General features: G+C 59.4%; 17 protein-coding genes. 2 read left to right on the top strand and 15 right to left on the bottom strand.

Annotated elements, in window-relative coordinates; translation table 11 throughout:
• Positions 1–286: 286 nt before the first annotated feature.
• The 4 genes from AF70_RS10145 to AF70_RS10130 all read right to left on the bottom strand — a co-directional run bounded on the left by AF70_RS10145 (position 287) and on the right by AF70_RS10130 (position 4,354).
• Positions 287–1,069: a MetQ/NlpA family ABC transporter substrate-binding protein gene (locus tag AF70_RS10145; RefSeq protein WP_007941045.1), complete on the bottom strand. Its 783-nt coding sequence runs from the start codon at positions 1,067–1,069 to the stop codon at positions 287–289.
• Between the two features lie 263 nt (positions 1,070–1,332).
• Positions 1,333–2,265 (bottom strand): sigma 54-interacting transcriptional regulator, encoded by a 933-nt coding sequence (locus AF70_RS10140; RefSeq protein WP_028939554.1) that lies wholly within the window; start codon positions 2,263–2,265, stop codon positions 1,333–1,335.
• A 55-nt stretch (positions 2,266–2,320) separates the two neighbouring features.
• Complete coding sequence (locus AF70_RS10135) at positions 2,321–2,902, bottom strand: alpha/beta hydrolase (protein WP_019581711.1); 582 nt, start codon at positions 2,900–2,902, stop codon at positions 2,321–2,323.
• Between the two features lie 378 nt (positions 2,903–3,280).
• On the bottom strand, positions 3,281–4,354 hold the full coding sequence (locus AF70_RS10130; protein ID WP_028939553.1) for a fatty acid desaturase: 1,074 nt from the start codon (positions 4,352–4,354) through the stop codon (positions 3,281–3,283).
• A gap of 100 nt (positions 4,355–4,454) precedes the next feature.
• On the opposite strand from AF70_RS10130, the gene AF70_RS10125 reads away from it, so the two are divergent.
• Positions 4,455–5,459, top strand: a complete 1,005-nt coding sequence (locus AF70_RS10125) for an AraC family transcriptional regulator (protein WP_028939552.1) — start codon at positions 4,455–4,457, stop codon at positions 5,457–5,459.
• Between the two features lie 70 nt (positions 5,460–5,529).
• Here the strand turns inward: AF70_RS10125 and AF70_RS10120 are convergent, their stop codons facing one another.
• Entirely contained in the window at positions 5,530–5,895 is a 366-nt protein-coding gene (locus tag AF70_RS10120) for a response regulator (protein WP_019581708.1), read from the bottom strand.
• Between the two features lie 86 nt (positions 5,896–5,981).
• Positions 5,982–6,668 carry a Crp/Fnr family transcriptional regulator gene (locus AF70_RS10115; protein ID WP_028939551.1) on the bottom strand — a complete coding sequence of 229 codons (687 nt, stop codon included), beginning with the start codon at positions 6,666–6,668 and terminating at the stop codon, positions 5,982–5,984.
• A gap of 84 nt (positions 6,669–6,752) precedes the next feature.
• On the opposite strand from AF70_RS10115, the gene AF70_RS10110 reads away from it, so the two are divergent.
• Positions 6,753–7,271: a DUF962 domain-containing protein gene (locus tag AF70_RS10110; RefSeq protein ID WP_028939550.1), complete on the top strand. Its 519-nt coding sequence runs from the start codon at positions 6,753–6,755 to the stop codon at positions 7,269–7,271.
• A gap of 43 nt (positions 7,272–7,314) precedes the next feature.
• Here the strand turns inward: AF70_RS10110 and AF70_RS10105 are convergent, their stop codons facing one another.
• The 9 genes from AF70_RS10105 to dibA all read right to left on the bottom strand — a co-directional run bounded on the left by AF70_RS10105 (position 7,315) and on the right by dibA (position 17,991).
• Positions 7,315–9,525, bottom strand: coding sequence for a GMC family oxidoreductase (locus AF70_RS10105; RefSeq protein ID WP_028939549.1), 2,211 nt, complete (start codon positions 9,523–9,525; stop codon positions 7,315–7,317).
• Positions 9,522–10,034, bottom strand: a complete 513-nt coding sequence (locus tag AF70_RS10100; RefSeq protein WP_028939548.1) for a hypothetical protein — start codon at positions 10,032–10,034, stop codon at positions 9,522–9,524. Before AF70_RS10100 ends, AF70_RS10105 begins: the two co-directional genes overlap by 4 nt.
• Entirely contained in the window at positions 10,024–11,394 is a 1,371-nt protein-coding gene (locus AF70_RS10095) for a hypothetical protein (RefSeq protein WP_026331890.1), read from the bottom strand. The genes AF70_RS10100 and AF70_RS10095 overlap by 11 nt, the downstream gene beginning before the upstream one ends.
• 270 nt (positions 11,395–11,664) lie before the next feature.
• Positions 11,665–12,654: a sulfate/molybdate ABC transporter ATP-binding protein gene (locus AF70_RS10090; protein WP_028939547.1), complete on the bottom strand. Its 990-nt coding sequence runs from the start codon at positions 12,652–12,654 to the stop codon at positions 11,665–11,667.
• 3 nt (positions 12,655–12,657) lie between these two features.
• Positions 12,658–13,527: a sulfate ABC transporter permease subunit CysW gene (cysW, locus tag AF70_RS10085; protein ID WP_007941037.1), complete on the bottom strand. Its 870-nt coding sequence runs from the start codon at positions 13,525–13,527 to the stop codon at positions 12,658–12,660.
• Between the two features lie 13 nt (positions 13,528–13,540).
• Positions 13,541–14,359 carry a sulfate ABC transporter permease subunit CysT gene (gene cysT, locus AF70_RS10080; protein ID WP_028939546.1) on the bottom strand — a complete coding sequence of 273 codons (819 nt, stop codon included), beginning with the start codon at positions 14,357–14,359 and terminating at the stop codon, positions 13,541–13,543.
• Between the two features lie 71 nt (positions 14,360–14,430).
• The gene (locus AF70_RS10075; protein WP_018929363.1) at positions 14,431–15,444 is read right to left on the bottom strand and encodes a sulfate ABC transporter substrate-binding protein; all 1,014 of its coding nucleotides are present in this window, start codon (positions 15,442–15,444) and stop codon (positions 14,431–14,433) included.
• A 131-nt stretch (positions 15,445–15,575) separates the two neighbouring features.
• Positions 15,576–15,758 (bottom strand): sulfur starvation response protein OscA, encoded by a 183-nt coding sequence (oscA, locus tag AF70_RS10070; RefSeq protein WP_018929364.1) that lies wholly within the window; start codon positions 15,756–15,758, stop codon positions 15,576–15,578.
• 313 nt (positions 15,759–16,071) lie between these two features.
• The gene (dibA, locus tag AF70_RS10065; protein WP_028939545.1) at positions 16,072–17,991 is read right to left on the bottom strand and encodes a phosphodiesterase DibA; all 1,920 of its coding nucleotides are present in this window, start codon (positions 17,989–17,991) and stop codon (positions 16,072–16,074) included.
• Positions 17,992–18,107: the final 116 nt, after the last annotated feature.

The raw sequence follows: 18,107 nt of genomic DNA, 5'->3' as shown, positions 1-18,107 counted from the left end.
TCCTTTGCGCTGTAGGAAGGATCTTTTTTTCAAGATGCCCCTCCAAGGACGTGCAGCTTTTGGCCAGACTCCCCCGGCCGAACCATCACAAGGAAGAGAACATGGCTGACGTAAAAGTGCCGCCGCGGCTGGATCCGCAGGACATCGTGAAATTGCTGGTGGCGCTGCGCAGGGCGTTGAAGGCGCGGGTGGCCTGAAATCTTTTGATCTTGGCGCAATAAAAAACGCCGACGCTGTAGTAGCCGTCGGCGTTTGAAACCTTGAAGGGGTTCGAGACGGCGGTGAATCAGAACGCCGGCAGTACAGCGCCACTGTATTTCTTGTCGATGAACGCCTTCACTTCCGGGCTGGTCAGGGCCTTGGCCAGTTTCTGGATGGCAACGCTGTCCTTGTTGTCCGGACGTGCCACCAGGAAGTTCACGTAAGGCGAATCGGCACCTTCGATCACCAGCGCGTCTTTAGCCGGGTTGAGGCCCGCGTCCAGCGCGTAGTTGGTGTTGATCATGTCCAGATCGACCTGGTCCAGAACACGCGGCAGCATGGCCGATTCCAGTTCCTTGAACTTGAAATTGTGCGGGTTCTTGGCGATGTCTTTCGGGGTGGCCAAAGCGTTTTTCGGGTCTTTCAACTCGATCAGGCCAGCCTTCTGCAGCAGGATCAGGGCACGGCCGCTGTTGCTGCCTTCGTTCGGGATGGCGATGGTTGCGCCGTCCTTCAGCTCAGCCAGGGTTTTGACTTTCTTCGAGTAGCCGCCGAACGGTTCGACGTGCACACCGATCACAGTTACCAGGTTCGTGCCTTTGCCTTCGTTGAAGCTTTTCAGGTACGGCAGGGTCTGGAAGTAGTTGGCGTCCAGACGCTTCTGGTCGACCTGCACGTTCGGCTGAACGTAGTCGGTGAAGACTTTGATCTCCAGGTCTACGCCTTCTTTGGCGAGGGTTGGCTTGATCAGTTCAAGAATCTCGGCATGTGGAATCGGCGTCGCCGCAACCACCAGTTTCTCGCCAGCCTGGGCCAGGCCCGCGGTCAGGGCAGCCGCCAATGCGGTGAACAACAGAACCTTTTTCATGCAGTGTCCTTATCGAAAATCACGGTCGTCATCGACGACGGCTAAATGTTTAGGTGCCAGTGAAGTGCTATCGCTGGCGTGACGCGGACAATACCGGGATTTTTTATTCCCGAACAATATCTTTTATTCACTTTCATATTCCATTTTGTTCATACAGTCCAATCCACGAACGACCCTGTAGGAGCGAGGCTTGCCCGCGAAGAGGGAGTGTCAGCCGACATCAATATTGCCTGGCACACCGCTGTCGCGAGCAAGCTTCGCTCCTACAGAAGCCCCGTGGTTTTGAGCAGGTCTTTCAAGGCCTCTTTTTCGGCGGCGGAGCCGCTGCCGAGGATTTTTTTCAGTTGCTGCTCGATCTGTAGCAACGATGCCGGCGCCTCGGGCAGATTCAAATGCTCCGGCAAAATCTCATCGCCAGTACTCACCAGCAGTGCAAAGTGAATGACGTTCTCCAGCTCTCGTGTATTGCCCGGCCAACTGTGTTGCTCCAGCAGATGCTGCGCGGCTTCGCTGATCAGTGGCACCGGCAGGTCGAGGCGTTGGCTGTAGATGCCGAGGAAGTATTCGGCCAGCGACAAAATGTCGCCCATCCGCTCACGCAAGGCCGGCAGGTCGAGCTGGCCCTCGCTGAGGTAGTGATAAAGCCGCTCATGGAATTTTCCGGCCGCCACTGCCTGGGCCAGATCGATGCTGGTGGCCGCCACCAGACGCACGTCCACCGGGCTCGGCTGGTGCGCACCGACGCGGGTGACTTCGTGGTTTTCCAGGGCTGCGAGCAACTTGATCTGGATCGGCAGCGGCAGGTCGCCGATCTCGTCCAGGTACAAGGTGCCGCCGTTGGCCGAGCCGAACCAGCCGGCACGACTGCTGGCCGAACCGCTGTAACTGCCGGCGGCATAGCCGAACAGTTCAGCATCGGCGTAAGTCGGGCTGATCGCGCCGCAATTGACGGACACGAACAACCCGCCACGATCACTGGCGCGATGGATGTGCCGCGCCAGCAGTTCTTTACCGCTGCCGGTTTCACCGCGAATCAACACTGAGATCGAACGTGGCGCCAGCTGTTCCAGCTCCTGGCGCAACTGCCGGGAACGCGGATCGACAAACACCAGCGCCTTGGCACGGATGCTCAGCGGGCTTTTCTCCGCATCGGGAAAGGTCAGCAATGGCTGACCGAAGGTTTCATGCAAACTCATGGCAGACTCCCGCCCAAAACCGCCGGGAGACGGGGGCGTTTAACAAGAAAAAGGGTTACGCACGTCGCAGGGCGTGGTGTTCCATACGGTTTTGCAGGCGATAGAGATAGGCAAAACCCTGCTCCCAGCGCTGGTGACCGGACTTCACATTGATATGCCCGGCACCCGACAAAATCCCCGCCTCCGCACCCCAGTTGCGGGCCAGCTCAAGGGCTCGCGGCGCACTCACGGCGCTGTCGTTGTCGGAGCTGACCACCTGGCTCGGGAACGGCAGCAGGCTGGTTGGAATCGGGGCGAAGTTACGCAGCGCCGGCGAGCACGCGGGGCGCTCGACGTCCGCCGGCGCGACCAGCAAGGCGCCGCGCACTTGACGCAAAAATTGCAGCGGCGCGGTGGCTGCCCAATGGGCAACGGTGATGCAACCCAGGCTATGGGCGATCAGGATCACAGGCGTGCTGTCGGCGGCAATCGCCTCGGCCAACGCTGCGACCCAGTCTTCACGACGAGGCGTCAGCCAATCGGCCTGCTCCACCCGCGCGCTGTTTGGCAGACTGTTCTGCCAGTGGGTTTGCCAATGATCTTCTGGCGATCCTTGCCAGCCCGGCACAATCAGGTAGCGAATTGATTCGTTGCGCATGGGGGAGCTCTCCTGCTGTGTGTCTGTTCCTGATCGAGTATAGGGAGGAGAGTTATATTCGCTAAGGAATAAGAAGCTATTTATTAAGACCAATATCGAATATACGTTTGCCCGAAATAAAAAAGGGGCCGCACCCTGCCAAGGAGACGGCCCCGGAAACTCAAAATCTGTTTGCGCTGATCAACAATCCTGAAGCCGATGATTGGCGAAATCGGTTATCCAATAAAGGAATATTTAATTACTTTATTAGGCCTAAATCGCATATACGAATCATCTTCGGCAATCGCCGCCCCCTCGCTGCTTGCGTCACAACGTAGCGTCCCTTTGGGTCAAATTGATGACGAGCGCTTTTCGCCTTTGAGTTTCCGGGTGCCTTGCTCAAACCTGGGCGGCATGCACCTGACGGGGTTCTGTGGTCGCCTTGTGCGCAAATCGGTTCGCCCGTGCAAACGTCCCGAAATCATTGAACCGAACCCCCATCTCACGCATCACCTCATGCGCCACTGGCACTGTCATCTGGCGGATGTAAAACGGCTCCTTCACCACAAAGTGATGGATCCCGTGGCTGCTGCCGAAGTTGAAGCAGAACGCCTGCAATGGCCACAGCCACCAAGGGTTCAAGACCTGAGTCTGCTGAATCACATTCCCCGGCTCGACGTCACCGTAGTAGTGCATGTTCGAGCTGACAAAGTGCAGGCAGAACGTGCGCAACACGTTCGGACCGATGATCACCACGACAGCGATGTCGATCACTTGCATCACCGCCAATGTCGTCGCCGACCATTCGATGGGCACAGCCAACAGATGCGCGATGCCGTTGGCGGCGTGAAAACCGAGGAACACATACCACGCCCCCCAATGCATCAGCGCCAGCGGTGCGTAAACTTTCAGGGAGCGCTTGAGGATGCTGAACTTGTGCGCCCAGGTCTTGGCCCGCAGCATGCGGATAAACGCCGACATCACGTTGTCGCCAACCATCAACAGCCGCGCAAAACCCCAGCGCTCACCGTTGGTGATCGCCCGCTCTTCCATGTCGGCTTCGGTGCCGGACACCTTGTGGTGGTTGAGGTGCAAATGGCGGCGGATCCACGGATTGATGGTGCTCGGCCGCGCCAGCCACACCAGGCCCATCATCAGGTTATGCGGCACCCGCTGTTTGCGAAAATACATGCTGTGGATCAGGTCATGCTCAAGTTCATGGGTCAACGAGGCGAAGAACGCGTTGAGCAACAGGCATGCCCACCAAGCCATATATCCGTTGATGTAGAGCACTGCCGAACCGATCATCCCGGCCAGGGCGAAGGCCAGAATACCCGCGCCCAAGGCGTCCTGATGATTGAGAATCGGGTAGCGCTGACGCAGTTCGACGCCTTTGGCCAATACCACTTGGCGAATATGCGCTGATCGCTGTGCTGCATTCAGTCGCTGGGGACTTGCAGAAGTACCGTCCATGCTTCCATCCTTTGGTTATTGATGCTCGCATCCTGCCCTGTGATGCTTAACTGAACGGTAGCCGTGAACGCCAACCTGTTGACCGGACGCGCCAATCGACATGACTGAACCGACCTCCCTCGCCAGCTGGACCCGCGCCCTGCGCAAGCAGCTCGATGCGCTGGGGCTCGACAGCACCGCCCTGTGCCAACAGGCAGGGCTCGACCCGCAGTTGATGGACGACCCGAACGCCCGTTACCCGTTGTCCGGCACCACGCGTCTGTGGGAAATCGCGGTGCAGGTCAGCGGCGACCCGGCGATTGGCTTGCGGGTGTCGCGTTTCGTCAGCCCTACCACCTTTCATGCGCTGGGTTATGCGTTGGTAGCCAGCGGCAGTCTGCGGGAGGTCTTCGAGCGCATCGTGCGTTATCACCAGGTGGTCAGTAATGCGCTGGACCTGGAGCTGATCCGCGACGAGGATCGCTACCGCTTCCGCCTGAAAATCCCCCAGGGCAACCCCGCGCCCGCCTTCGAAGCCATCGACGCCTTCGCGGCGATTTACGTGCGCACCTGCCGTAACCGGCTGGGCCGTGACTACGCGCCGCTGGCGGTTTATCTGCGCCGTCCGGAACCTGCCGACCCGCATCAATGGCACAAAGTGTTCCGTTCGCCGGTGTATTTCGCCGCCGAGGAAGACCGACTGGAATTCGCCCTGGTGGATTTCGACAGCCACCTGGACGACGCCAACCCGGAACTGGCCGAACACAACGAAACCGTGCTCAAACGCACCCTGGCACAACTCAAGCCCCTGACCTGGGAGCGCAAGGTTCGCGACGCCATTGAAGAGCAACTGCCTGAGGGCGAACCGTCGGCCGATCGCATCGCCGAAGCACTGCACTTGAGCTTGCGCAGCCTGCAACGGCACCTGGCGGACGAAGGTTGTCGATTCGATACGCTGCTCAACGAAAGTCGGGAAAACCTGGCGCTGCTGCACCTGCGCGACCCGCAATGCTCGTTGAGCGAGGTTAGTTATCTATTGGGATTCGCCGACACCAGCAGCTTCAGCCGCGCGTTCAAGCGCTGGACGGGGATGACGCCGGGGCAGTTTCGGGATGGGTTGCGGTAATAGATTCGCAAGGTGCGTTGAGATTTCCGGCCCCATCGCAATTTCTCAAGCACCACTGAAACCGCTACTGCTACCGCCCCCGATCTCGCCGCAACAGCTTGCGCACCCGTTTCACCAGCTCGCTGACGGTAAACGGCTTGAGCAGGTAATCATCCTCATGCAACTCCAACCCGCGCAGCCGGTCCTCGATGCCGTCCGTGGTGGTGAGCAACAGCACCGGCGTATCGCCGAGCTTGCGGATTTGCTGCAGCAACTGCCAGCCGTTGAGCCCCGGCAGCATCACGTCGAGGATAATCAATTCATATTCGCCAGATTCGATAAAGCGTCGGCCGTCCATGCCATTGAGCGCTACATCCACCGCATAACTCGCTTCGCTCAGGCCTTTGGCCAGGAGGCTGGCGGTCTCGGGTTCGTCTTCCACTAACAGCACACGCATGGCACACCTCGATTGTCGTCTTCACAGGCTAGGCGCGTTCATGGACAAAGCCCATCAATAAAATCGACAGCGCCTGCAAGTGCACATCAAACCACCGCCAACGCCCGCAACCGCTGCGCATCCAGAATCTCGATCTCGCCATACCTGAGATTCAGAATCCCCTGCCCCTGCAAGTCCTTGAGGATCTGGTTGGTGGTCTGGCGCGACAGCGACAGCATCGACGCCAATTGCTCCTGCGGCAGTTGCAGAACGCGGCGCGGCAGATCGATTTCACCATAGCCCTCGGCAATCATCAGCAAGCGATGGGCCAGGCGTGCCGGGGCCGGCATCAGGCTCAGCTGTTCGAGGTTGATGAAGGTCAGGCGCAGTTTGTGGCTCATCAGCAATGCCAGTTGCCGCCAGTACGCCGGGCGTTCGTCGAGCAACGCCAGCAGCGCTGTTTGCGGGATGTGCAACAGAATGCACTGGCCCACGGCGTAGGCATCATGGGTTCGCGGCTGACCATCGAACAGGCAGATTTCGCCGAACCAGTGCGGCGGCTCCACCAGACTCAGCAGCGCTTCCTTGCCCTGCTCATTCACCGCGCCAATGCGCACCGAACCTTCAAGCACCGCATACAACCCGCACGGGGGATCACCGCGTTTGAACAGCAGTTGCCCCGGCGATAGGCGCCGAATCCGGGCGATTGCCAGCAGACTATCCTGTAAGGAAACAGGTACATGACTGAACCATTGCCCCGTATCCAGGCGCGAACGCCAAACCTGCATGTCCATGAAAACTCCTGGAGATTGTCGCCTGGCTGACAGAGCGAGAGATGAACCCGGGGCATCATCAATCACCCTACAGGAGGAATAACAATGAAAAGCCTCGTTGACCATCTCAGTCAATACGCCGCCTACCACCGTGATCCGCGCAATATCGCCAGCCACTTCGTGGGCATTCCCCTGATCGTCGTGGCGGTCGCGGTGTTGCTGTCGCGTCCGCAATGGGCTGGGGGCTGGCTGTCACCGGCAGTGCTGGTGTCACTGGCGTCGGCGTGGTTTTACCTGCGCCTGGAACTGCGGCTTGGAGTGCTGATGACGGTATTGCTGGGCCTGTCGGTCTGGCTGGGGCATGTGCTTGCGCAGCAAAGCACATTTGCCTGGCTTAGCGCCGGCATCGGGATGTTTGTGGTGGGCTGGGCGATTCAGTTTGTCGGCCATCATTACGAGGGGCGCAAACCGGCGTTTGTCGATGATGTGACGGGGTTGATTGTCGGGCCATTGTTTGTGGTGGTGGAAGCAGGCTTCCTGCTGGGGCTTCGGAGCGAACTGAAACGGGCCATCGAAGAACGCGCCGGGCCAGTGGCCTTGCGCAATCAACGCTCAGCCGCCTGAGAAAAAGAGCGGTAACGGATTGATGCCGTTACCGCTCAAGGTTTCACAGCGTGCCGAACTCGACCCGAACCGTCAGTGCACCGAGGTTGTCCTTCAAACCCGCACCGTAGAGGCCTAGCAGGTCATCATTGATACACAACTGCAGCTCGCCTTGCTGGCCGGCCGGAATCTGCGCCAGATCACCGATCAGGAAGGGAATGCCAAAGTCACCAACACGGCCGATCAAAGCACCTTCGGCGGCCCCCATCAGCGTATAGCCGAACTTGGCGATGTAGTTCGGATTGCCCTTTCCATCCACCCAATTACCCTCCGGGCTGGCGCACCATAAGCCAAGGACACAACGAGCCAGACGCGGCACCAGACCGTTGATCTGTACACCGGTGCCCTGCCAGGGCAGATTGGCCAGAACCTCCACCGTCGCAGCCTTCAGGTCGTTGGCCAGCGTATCCCCGGCCTGGAACGACAACGCGGCAATCGTCAGGCTCGGGTTCGAAGTGCCGGTGCTGGGGAAGACACCGTCGCCCACCAGGAACAGGTTCTTGTGGTCCCAACTGCGCTGGTATTTGTCGACGACCGATTTGGTTGGATCATCGCCCATGCGATAGGTCCCCATCAGGTGCCCGGCACCCTGGAAACTGTAAGGCTCATTGTCGTAGGTGAACGTCCCGGGCGTGAGAGGCTTCGTCAGCTCCACCGCGCCGAGCAGTTCGGTGATGATGTGAGTCGCCAACTTCTTCGCCTGCTTGAAGCCCTCCTTGGTGTATTTGGACAGGTCATAGTGAATTTCCGGCCGGGGAATGCCGAGCCGGTCCTTGTACTCGGTCGACGGCACGATGTAACACGTGGGGTGATCGGGATCGTCCTCGACCTGCTCCACCAGAAACGCGATCCGGAACTGACGGATGAACAAGTCGTTGAGCTTTTGAACCAACGCTGTCCCATAGAGCACTTGCTGTGGTTTCAAGGCCGGCGGTAGCGGGTTGGTTTGACTGTGATTCGCCCCGTCGATGAAGTCAGCCACGGTGGTGTAAGGATCGGTGGCCGGCCAGTTCCAGCCCTCGTTACCGATTTCGATGCGCCACGCCGCTCGAGAGCTGCGAAAGTCACCGTCACGCAAACTCTCGATACCCGCCGTGGACAGAGGACCCCGGTACGGAAAAACCGCCTTGCCTTCAGGCATCAGCCCCCATGCCAGGTAGATCGGGTGATCGGCCAGGCTGCGTCCCACCTGCCCACTGCTGTTGGCCACACCTTTGGGCCAGGCCGGACTCGTGGAGTTCAGTAATAGCTTGGGTGTCTCGATGGCATGGGCGGCGATCACATAACGCTGCCCGATAGCGACGCCGGTTCCAGTGACCGGGCCGTCGCCAAGCTGATACTGAATGAATTCGATACCGTTGATATTGCTGTCCGCCCCGACGGTCACTTTGCTCGCCACGGTTCGGTACAACACCTTGACCTTGCCGGTGGCCAGGGCCTTGTTCATTGTCACTGTCGCATCGTACTTGGCCTGGATCGGACAGATCGGTGTGCAGTTGGTGTTGCCGGCACACACCCGGCGCCCCGCGTAAGGTTGGGAATTGCGCCCGGCGGGCGTCGGACTGACCACCAGCGGCAAGCCGTCGAACATCTGCCCCGTCACGGCCGTGACAAAACTGCCATCGACCAGCGACAACGGAATGCTATGCATCGGGAATGAATAACCTTCGGGAAAGGTCATGCCCAGATAGGCCTGGTCGGCGACATTGGCCGCCACGCCGATTTCTGCCTCGGCCCGGCAGTAGGCACTTTGCAGATCGTCGTAGCCGATAGGCCAGTCCACCCCGACGCCGTATTTTGATTTCAGGCGAAAATCGTTCGGCACCATGCGCAGACATGTCCCGACCCAATGCCAGGTGGTGCCGCCGCCGACCCGTTCATAGGTGCTGGTGAAGGGCATCGGGCCTTTCTGTACCAGATAGCTGATCGCCGGCTTGTCCCAGCCCAGGATCAAATCGGCGATGGTCGCACGCGGGGCGTTCTCGTTGGCCGGATCACGGGGCGTGTCCAGGCTCGTCACCGGTGGGTAAGGGGCTTCGGGGGTTTTCAGCGTGGCCGTATAGAAGCGCTCCAGGTATTGAGCACGGTTGGCCGGGATTTCCGGGCCTGATTCGAGCACCAGCACATCCACCCCGGCCATGCCCAGTTGATAAGCGATGATGCTGCCGGCCAGCCCCGCGCCAACGATCACTACGTCCGCTTGTTCGGTACTCATGACAAGGCTCCTTGCTGTCCGCTGGCGGGTACCCCGGTGTAATCCTCAAGGCTCGGCGGCGTGGCGTTCCAATAGCCGAAAAACATCTCGCTGTAGCCCATGGGATGGGCCTGGGCAATTTTCCAGGCCCAGCTGTTGATGTAGGCCTGATCGGACACCACCATCGAATCGGTCGATTTGTAGCTCCCAGTGGCATAGGGCTGATACCAGACACCCAACAACCACAGTTTCATGATCGAACGCGCTGCTCGGGCGGTTTGCGTAGTCGCCGGTTGCGCCCCATCCATCAGTACCGCCTGGGCGATCCGGTCCGGAGGCTCAAGGTCCGCCGCCATCGTGGCGTACTGAGTCAGCAAGGCATTGAGCACATCAGGCGTGATGCGTGGCGTGATGAACTCGAGAAAGATCGGCGGCAAGCCCACCTGGTCGATGGCCGGCGCCAGTCGATCAGCGGGAATGCCGGTGAGGGCCGATGAAAGGCCGATGAAGTTTTGCAGATCACTGCTCATGGCTGACTCCTTGTCCACCCGTGGACTGTGCGCGTTCAAGCAGGTAGGTGAAATCCGCGAAGCTGGTGCGCGGAGATTCGGTGACATGGGTGGCCGCATTACCGTGGCACGCCATGCAGCTGGAAGACGCCTGGGGCACGGTGCCCTGGATATAGGTTTCCAGCGTGGCGTTGGCCAGGAACAAGGGCGCGGGGCTGCCCAGTGGGTTGGTCGCCGATATCTGGCAATTGGGCTGTGGAGGAGCAGACGGCCACTGGGTGCTGATCAATTGATAGTTCGCCCAGACGCTCTGCGGATTGACCGTCCGCAGCAGGGCCTGGTACGTGGTGTTCAGGGTTTTGGTGGCGTCGGTCAGCGGCGCGTCACGCTCGATCTGCGAGGGCGTCGCCTTGACTGCCGGGTTCCACGGCCGTGGCGGAGGCTGGTTGACGTCGCTCTTGCTGTTGACGTTGTAGAACAGGTACGGGCCCACCCGCTGCTCAGGAGGTGTGGATTTCTCCGGTACGTTTTTCACATGTTCGAAGGTTGACCACACCCACTGCGCCGCATTGGCGGTCTTATGAACGATGTGCAACCCCACCAGCCCGACCGGCTCGGATACGCACGACTCCTCGACAATCGGCCCATGACTCGGATCGTTGTTGCCCGGCGTATAGACCAGTGCATCGACGGTGTGGAAATCCTGCCTGCGGTCATTGGGGCCCAGTACTTTCCACGACGCCTTCACCATCACCGCACCGACCTGCTTCGTCTCAGCCGAGCCACAGCTGAAAGCCACGGCGTTGCTCGGGCTCGCGGCGAAAAACTTCTGCTGGCCTTCGATGCTGTACAACCCGTTGTTGACGATCCCGTCGAACATCGATTGGTTGACCACGATTTCGTTGCGCGTATAGACGCCGTTCTGATCCACCAGCGGGCCGCTCTCGAAAGGCTGAATAAACTCATCCAGCACATCGGGCACCTTGCCCATCTGTTGCAACAGGCGGCCAGGCTTGAGTGACTTGCACACTTCGGGGAGGGTGGCCGGCGCATCCCAGGGCAGCGGTGTCTGTCCCTTGGCCCGGAATATCTGGTAGCTCTCTTTCCAGCTTTCCCACACCGTGGCCTCATCCTGCTTGCCGATGGGGGTGCCGGTATTTGGATCGCCATTGTCCAGCGCCGGCCAGCTCAGGGCGATGAAGGTCTGCCACGACAAGTCATCGAAATCGGCCTGCAGGCTGGGCAGAGAAACCGGTTGGGTAACCGTGACATCAAAGGGTATCTGCGGCGACAGTGAGGGGGCGGCAATGGCGGACGAGCCCAACAAAGCGCTCAACAAGGCACAGCCAAACGGGCCATGCCGACTGACTTCCATTCTCATGTTTTATCTCCTTGGCATCAGGGCGCCAGGAGATAACACCGGTCCGTCATGGACTCTCACTGCCTCCTGGCAAGTCAGAGTCTAGGTAGGGTTTGAGGCAAAAAAATCACGGGGGTAGAACCGATCGAAGCAAGGTCGGTTGGTGTTATTACAGATTGGGCGAGGTGTGCTTGGAGACGCCATCGCGAGCAAGGACTTTGGGTTGCCGACAGAGTTTGTGGTCAACACCAATCCACTGCTGGAACGAGCCTGCTCGCGATGCTTTGGCCCTTAAATGTTGGCGACTTTCTGCCAGACCTTGGGTTTGAAGAACAACGTCTCACCCTTCGTCAATCCAACCAGGCTGTCGTGATCCTTCACCACTTCAGCTTCAATCAACTCGCTCTGGCCTTCGACCTTCAGCGTCACCCGCGTGGTGGCGCCCAATGGACGAATATCCCGCACTTCAGCGGCGTGGTGGTCTTCCAGTTCATGCCGCGACAGCGACACTTCGTGTGGACGGAACAGTACGTGCCGGTCTTCGCCCAAATGCAGACGGTTCGAATCGCCGAGGAAGTGATAGACGAAATCGCTGGCCGGATTTTCGTAGACGTCGCCCGGTGACCCGATCTGCTCGATCACCCCCTTGTTCATCACCACGATCCGGTCGGCAACTTCCATCGCCTCTTCCTGGTCGTGGGTCACGAATACCGAAGTCAGGTTGATGTCTTCGTGCAGCCGCGCGAGCCAGCGACGCAGTTCTTTACGGACCTTGGCATCGAGTGCACCAAAAGGCTCGTCGAGCAGCAGCACTTTCGGCTCCACCGCCAGGGCGCGGGCCAACGCGATGCGCTGACGCTGGCCGCCGGAGAGTTGTTCCGGGTAGCGATCGGCCAACCAGTCCAGTTGCACCATGTTCAGCAGTTCGTGGACTTTCGCCGCGATCTGGCTTTCGTTCGGACGCTGGTTTTTCGGCTTCATACGCAGGCCGAACGCAACGTTGTCGAACACCGTCATATGGCGGAACAAGGCGTAGTGCTGGAACACGAAACCGACGTTGCGATCACGCACGTCGTGGCCGGAAACATCTTCGCCGTGGAACACGATGTTGCCCTGATCCGGGGTTTCCAGGCCGGCGATGATTCGCAGCAATGTGGTCTTGCCGCAGCCGGACGGCCCCAGCAGCGCCACGAGTTCGCCGCTTTGAATGTCCAGGCTGATGTTGTCCAGCGCCTTGAACGCGTGGAAGTTCTTGCTGACGTTACGCACTTCGATCGACATGACTTATTCCTCCGCGGCGCTGGCGCGCAGGCGGTTAATACGGTTTTCGCTCCACTGCTTGAGCAGCAGGATGAAGAGCGCCAGGATCAGCAACAGGCTCGCCACGGCGAACGCGGCCACGTGGTTGTATTCGTTGTAGAGAATCTCGACGTGCAGCGGCAAAGTGTTGGTCACCCCGCGAATGTGCCCGGACACCACCGACACCGCCCCGAACTCACCCATGGCCCGCGCGGTACACAGCACCACGCCATAGATCAGGCCCCATTTGATGTTCGGCACGGTGACGTGCCAGAACATCTGCCAGCCATTGGCGCCAAGCAAACGCGCGGCCTCTTCCTCCTGGGTACCTTGTTCCTGCATCAGCGGGATCAGCTCACGGGCCACGAACGGCACGGTGACGAAAATCGTCGCCAGCACAATGCCCGGCAAGGCGAAGACGATCTGAATGTCATGGTCCTGCAACCACGGGCCGAACAGCCCCTGGGCGCCGAACATCAGCACGTAGACCAGACCTGCGATCACCGGCGACACCGAGAACGGCAAGTCGATCAGGGTCACCAGCATGCTCTTGCCGCGGAACGAGTATTTGCTCACGCACCACGCCGCGCTGACACCGAACACCAGGTTCAGCGGCACCGAAATCAACACCGCAATCACCGTGAGTTTCAGGGCCGACAACGCGTCCGGCTCAAAGATCGCGGTGAAGAACGCCCCCAGGCCCAGCTTCAGGCCCTGGGACACGACGATGAACAGCGGCAGTAACAGAAACAGCGCAAAAATCAGCCAGCCGAGGCCAATGAGGATTCGCCGCGAAGCAGCACTGCCACGGCGGGCGGCGTTCGAGGAGGCCGCTGCAATAGACGATTGGGACATTTTTCGCGCCTCCTTATGGGGTTTCGATGCGCCGCTGCAACAAGTTGATCAGCAGCAACAGGACAAAGGAAACCACCAGCATCAGTACACCAATGGAGGTGGCGCCGGTGTAATCGTACTGGTCGAGTTTGACCATGATCAGCAGCGGCAGAATTTCGGTTTTCATTGGCATGTTGCCAGCGATGAAAATCACCGAACCGTACTCGCCGACCCCACGGGCAAAGGCCAAAGCGAAACCGGTCAGCCAGGCCGGGAGCAGCGCCGGCATCAGAATATGGCGGAAAACCTGCAACGGATTTGCCCCCAGACACGCCGCCGCCTCCTCCACTTCACGGGGGATATCGGCCAGTACAGGCTGTACCGTACGTACTACGAATGGAAGTGTTACAAAAGTCAGCGCCAGGGTGATGCCGAGGGGGGTATACGCGATCTTGAAACCCAGGTCCGCCGCGAACTGACCCACCAGGCCGGTGGGGGTGTACAGCGCGGTCAACGCAATACCGGCCACGGCAGTGGGCAATGCGAAGGGCAGATCGATCATCGCATCGATGACTTTGCGCCCCGGGAAGGTGTAGCGCACCAGCACCCAGGCCAGCAGCGTGCCGATCACGCCGTTGATGATCGCGGCGTACAACGCGGTGCCGAAGCTCAGCTTCAACGCGGCCAGCACCCGAGGTGCCGAGATGATTACCCAGAACTGGTCCCAGGTCAGTTGAGCGGCATGCACGAACATCGCCGCCAGTGGAATGAGCACAATCAGGCTGAGGTACACCAAGGTGTAGCCCAGCGTCAGCCCGAAGCCGGGTATGACGGGGGAGATACGACGCGACATAAAAGTCCTTGGTTGAAAACGCACTAAGCCCCGACGGCAAGATCGGGGCCCGTTGGCAGACCTATTTCAGGCTACTGCGCCTGGTAAATCTGGTCGAACACGCCACCGTCATTGAAGAACTTCGGCTGGGCGGTTTTCCAGCCGCCGAAGTCCTTGTCGATGGTCACCAGTTCCAGGGTCGGGAACTGTTTGGCGTACTTGGCGGCTACGTCCTTGTCACGTGGACGATAGAAGTTTTTCGCCGCAATTTCCTGGCCGGCCGGGCTGTACAGGTGCTTGAGGTACGCTTCGGCGATTTCGGTATTACCCTTCTTCTCGGCGTTCTTGTCGACCACAGCCACCGGTGGCTCGGCAAGGATCGACAGCGAAGGCACGACGATGTCGAACTTGTCGGCGCCGCCGTCTTCTTTCAAGGCCAGGAAAGCTTCGTTTTCCCAGGCCAGCAACACGTCGCCCTGGCCGTTGTTGACGAAGGTGATGGTCGAACCGCGAGCACCGGTGTCCAGCACAGGCACGTGCTTGAACAGGGTCTGCACATACTCTTTGGCCTTGGCTTCGTTACCGCCATTGGCTTTCAGGCCATAGGCCCAGGCCGCGAGGAAGTTCCAGCGTGCACCGCCGGAGGTTTTCGGGTTCGGGGTGATGACCTCCACGCCGTTTTTGGTCAGGTCACCCCAGTCCTTGATGCCTTTCGGGTTGCCCTTGCGCACCAGGAACACGATGGTCGAGGTGTAAGGCGTGCTCGCTTCCGGCAGACGCTTCTGCCAGTCAGCCGGCAGGCTCTTGCCGAGCTTGGCGATTTCGTCGATGTCACCGGCCAGGGCCAGGGTCACCACGTCGGCCCGCAGACCGTCGATCACCGCCCGGCCCTGCTTGCCTGAGCCACCGTGGGACTGCTGGATCTTCACATTGTCGCCAGCGTGGTCTTTCTTCCAGAAGTTGATGAACTCGGCGTTGTAGTCCTGATACAGCTCACGGGTCGGGTCATACGACACGTTGAGCAGTTCGTAATCCTTGGCAACCGCGGAACCAGCAAAAAGGGCACTGGCCAGGGCGGCCAACGCAAAATGGCGAATCGACGACATGGTGAAAGCTCCTGGAATTCTTGGTGTGGTGGCTTTTTCTTATGGTCTGGAACGGGTTGCCTGACTCAAGGATCGAAGCCTTCGACGCTCCCGTAGGAGCCGCCGAAGGCTGCGATCTTTTGATCTTTGCTTCAGCTCGACTTGTTGCCCGGATGCTGCAAACGGAATTTCTCTTTGCGTTCGATCTGTACCACCTGGGCGTTGTGCACGGTGATTTCCACCGCGCCAAAGCGCAGATCGCGCAACGCGCTCTGGATCTCACGCAAAATGGTAGCTTCGTCCTGCCCGTCAACACTGCGTAGGGATGCGCTCATGGTGCTGCTCCTTTAATGAGATATGCCTGGCAGTGGCGGGCACTGCGTACGGCGTGAGAGCAATAGTAGATAGGCGCAGATATTCTTAAAAATACTATTTAAGAATGTTTATATAACCAAAATGAATTATTTGATGGGACAAGGGATTGCGGGGGATCTACTATTTTCAGGGCCACACAAAACCCTGTGGCGAGGGGGCTTGCCCCCCGTTGGGTCGCCGTAGCGGCCCCAAATTTTTGCGTCTGCTGCGCAGCCGAACGGGGCGGTGCGGCGTTCCGACAAGCCCCCTCGCCACAAGAAGCAGTTCAGGCACTCATCCAATCACCGGCGCCCGAACCCAATCCAAGGACGCCGCCGGTACAGGTCGCCCAAACCAGTACCCCTGCCCCAGATCGCAATCGTGCTCGAGCAGGAAAGCCGCCTGCTCGACCTGCTCGATCCCCTCGGCATGCACCTGCATTCCCATGCTTTGCGCCAACGCAACGATCACCCGCGCGATCGCCGCGTCATCCTCATCACCCGGCAAGCCTGCGACGAATCCCTGATCGATCTTGAGTTTTTGCACCGGTAAACGCTTGAGTCGCAGCAACGACGAATAGCCCGTGCCGAAGTCATCGATGGCCAACCGCACGCCCAACTCACGCAAGCGATGCATCTGCTCCAGCGCCACTTCCGGATCCTCCATCACCGCGCTTTCGGTGACTTCCAGCTCCAGATACGCCGGATCCAGCCCGGTGTCGTGGAGCACCTGAGCCACCTGTTGGTACAACTCACGGCGAGCGAACAGGCGCGAAGAAACGTTCACCGCAACAAACGACAACACCACGCCCCCGGCTTGCCACTGGCACATTTGCTGACAGGCCTGGCGCATGACCCAGGCATCGATCTCGGCAATCAACCCGGTGCGTTCGGCAATGGGGATGAACTCAGCCGGTGACACCAGTCCGCGCTGTGGATGCTCCCAGCGCACCAGGGCCTCAACGCCAATCAGACGACTGGTCTTGAGGTCGTGCACGGGCTGGTAATAGACCCGCAATTCCTGCTGCTCCAGCGCTCGACGCAATTCGAACGCAATCTCGACACGTTGCTGGGCATGCGCGGTCAGCTCTTCGGTGTAGAGGGCATAGCTGTCGCGACCGGCGCTCTTGGCCTTGAACAGTGCCGAGTCGGCATTGCGCAACAGTTGCTCGGCGCTCAACGCATCGCTGGGGAACAGGCTGATGCCGACACTGGCGTTGATGAACAACGAATGCCCGTCAATCTGAAACCGCTCCTTGAGACCATCGATGACCCGCTGGGCCAGCGCCGCGGCATGCCCCGGTTGCGGGCAATTTTCAGCCAATAGGGCAAATTCGTCGCCACTGAGCCGCGCCAGGGTGATGCCCGGGCCGAACAAGGTATTCAGACGCTCAGCCACGCCCTTGAGCAATTGATCACCAACACTGTGACCGAGGCTGTCGTTGATCAATTTGAAGTGATCCAGGTCGATCATCAGCAACGCACAACCGCGCTTATGGGCCTGCGCCGAGGCCACAGCCTGCCCGGCACGGTCGGTAAACAGCAGGCGATTGGGCAGATTGGTCAGCGGATCGTGGTGGGCCAGGTGCGTCAGTTCATGCTCGGAGTTCTTGATCGCACTGATGTCGGAAAACACCGCAACGTACTGGCTGAGCCGCCCCTGATCGTCATGAACGAGGCGGATCGTCTGCCATTGCGGGTAAATCTCGCCGCTTTTGCGACGATTCCAGATTTCCCCGCTCCACTCACCCAGGCTTTCGAGTGTCGCGAACATCGCCTGGTAGAAACCCGGCGGGTGATGGCCCGACTTGAACATGCTCGGTCGCTGACCCAGCACTTCCTCACACTGGTAGCCGGTGATTTCCATGAACGCCCGGTTCACATGGACGATCAGCCCGTTGCTGTTGGTGACCAGTACCCCTTCGCGGGTGCAATCGAACACCGCGGCCGCCTGTCGCAAACGCTCCCGGTCGGCATTACGTTCCCGCAATTTGGCGCCGACGCCCAGGCAGCGAAACAAACGTGCACGCGCGATGAAAATCAGCCCGGCACTGAAGGCCACCCAGGCATAACCGTTGATCAGTTGCCAGCGCAGCAGGTCGGTGGAGTTATCGAAGAAACTGTTCAATAAATAACCACTGAACTGAAGCCAGACTACGGAAAGCACCAGGTAAAGTAGCGCTGCACGCAAGGCATCGCGATATGTGGCTGACATTCGAGCGTCCATGTCCCTACAAAAAAGGCTGGAATTATAGATTAAAGAAACATCCCGCCACTCTTATCTGAAAGGGCGACTGGTTTTATCTGTGGGCTAAGTGATAATGCGACGGC

It is taken from the genome of Pseudomonas sp. KD5 (assembly GCF_012932895.1).
GTDB lineage: Bacteria > Pseudomonadota > Gammaproteobacteria > Pseudomonadales > Pseudomonadaceae > Aquipseudomonas.
The sequence above is the reverse complement of the archived record's forward strand: the minus strand, read 5'-3'. Positions and strand labels throughout refer to the sequence as shown.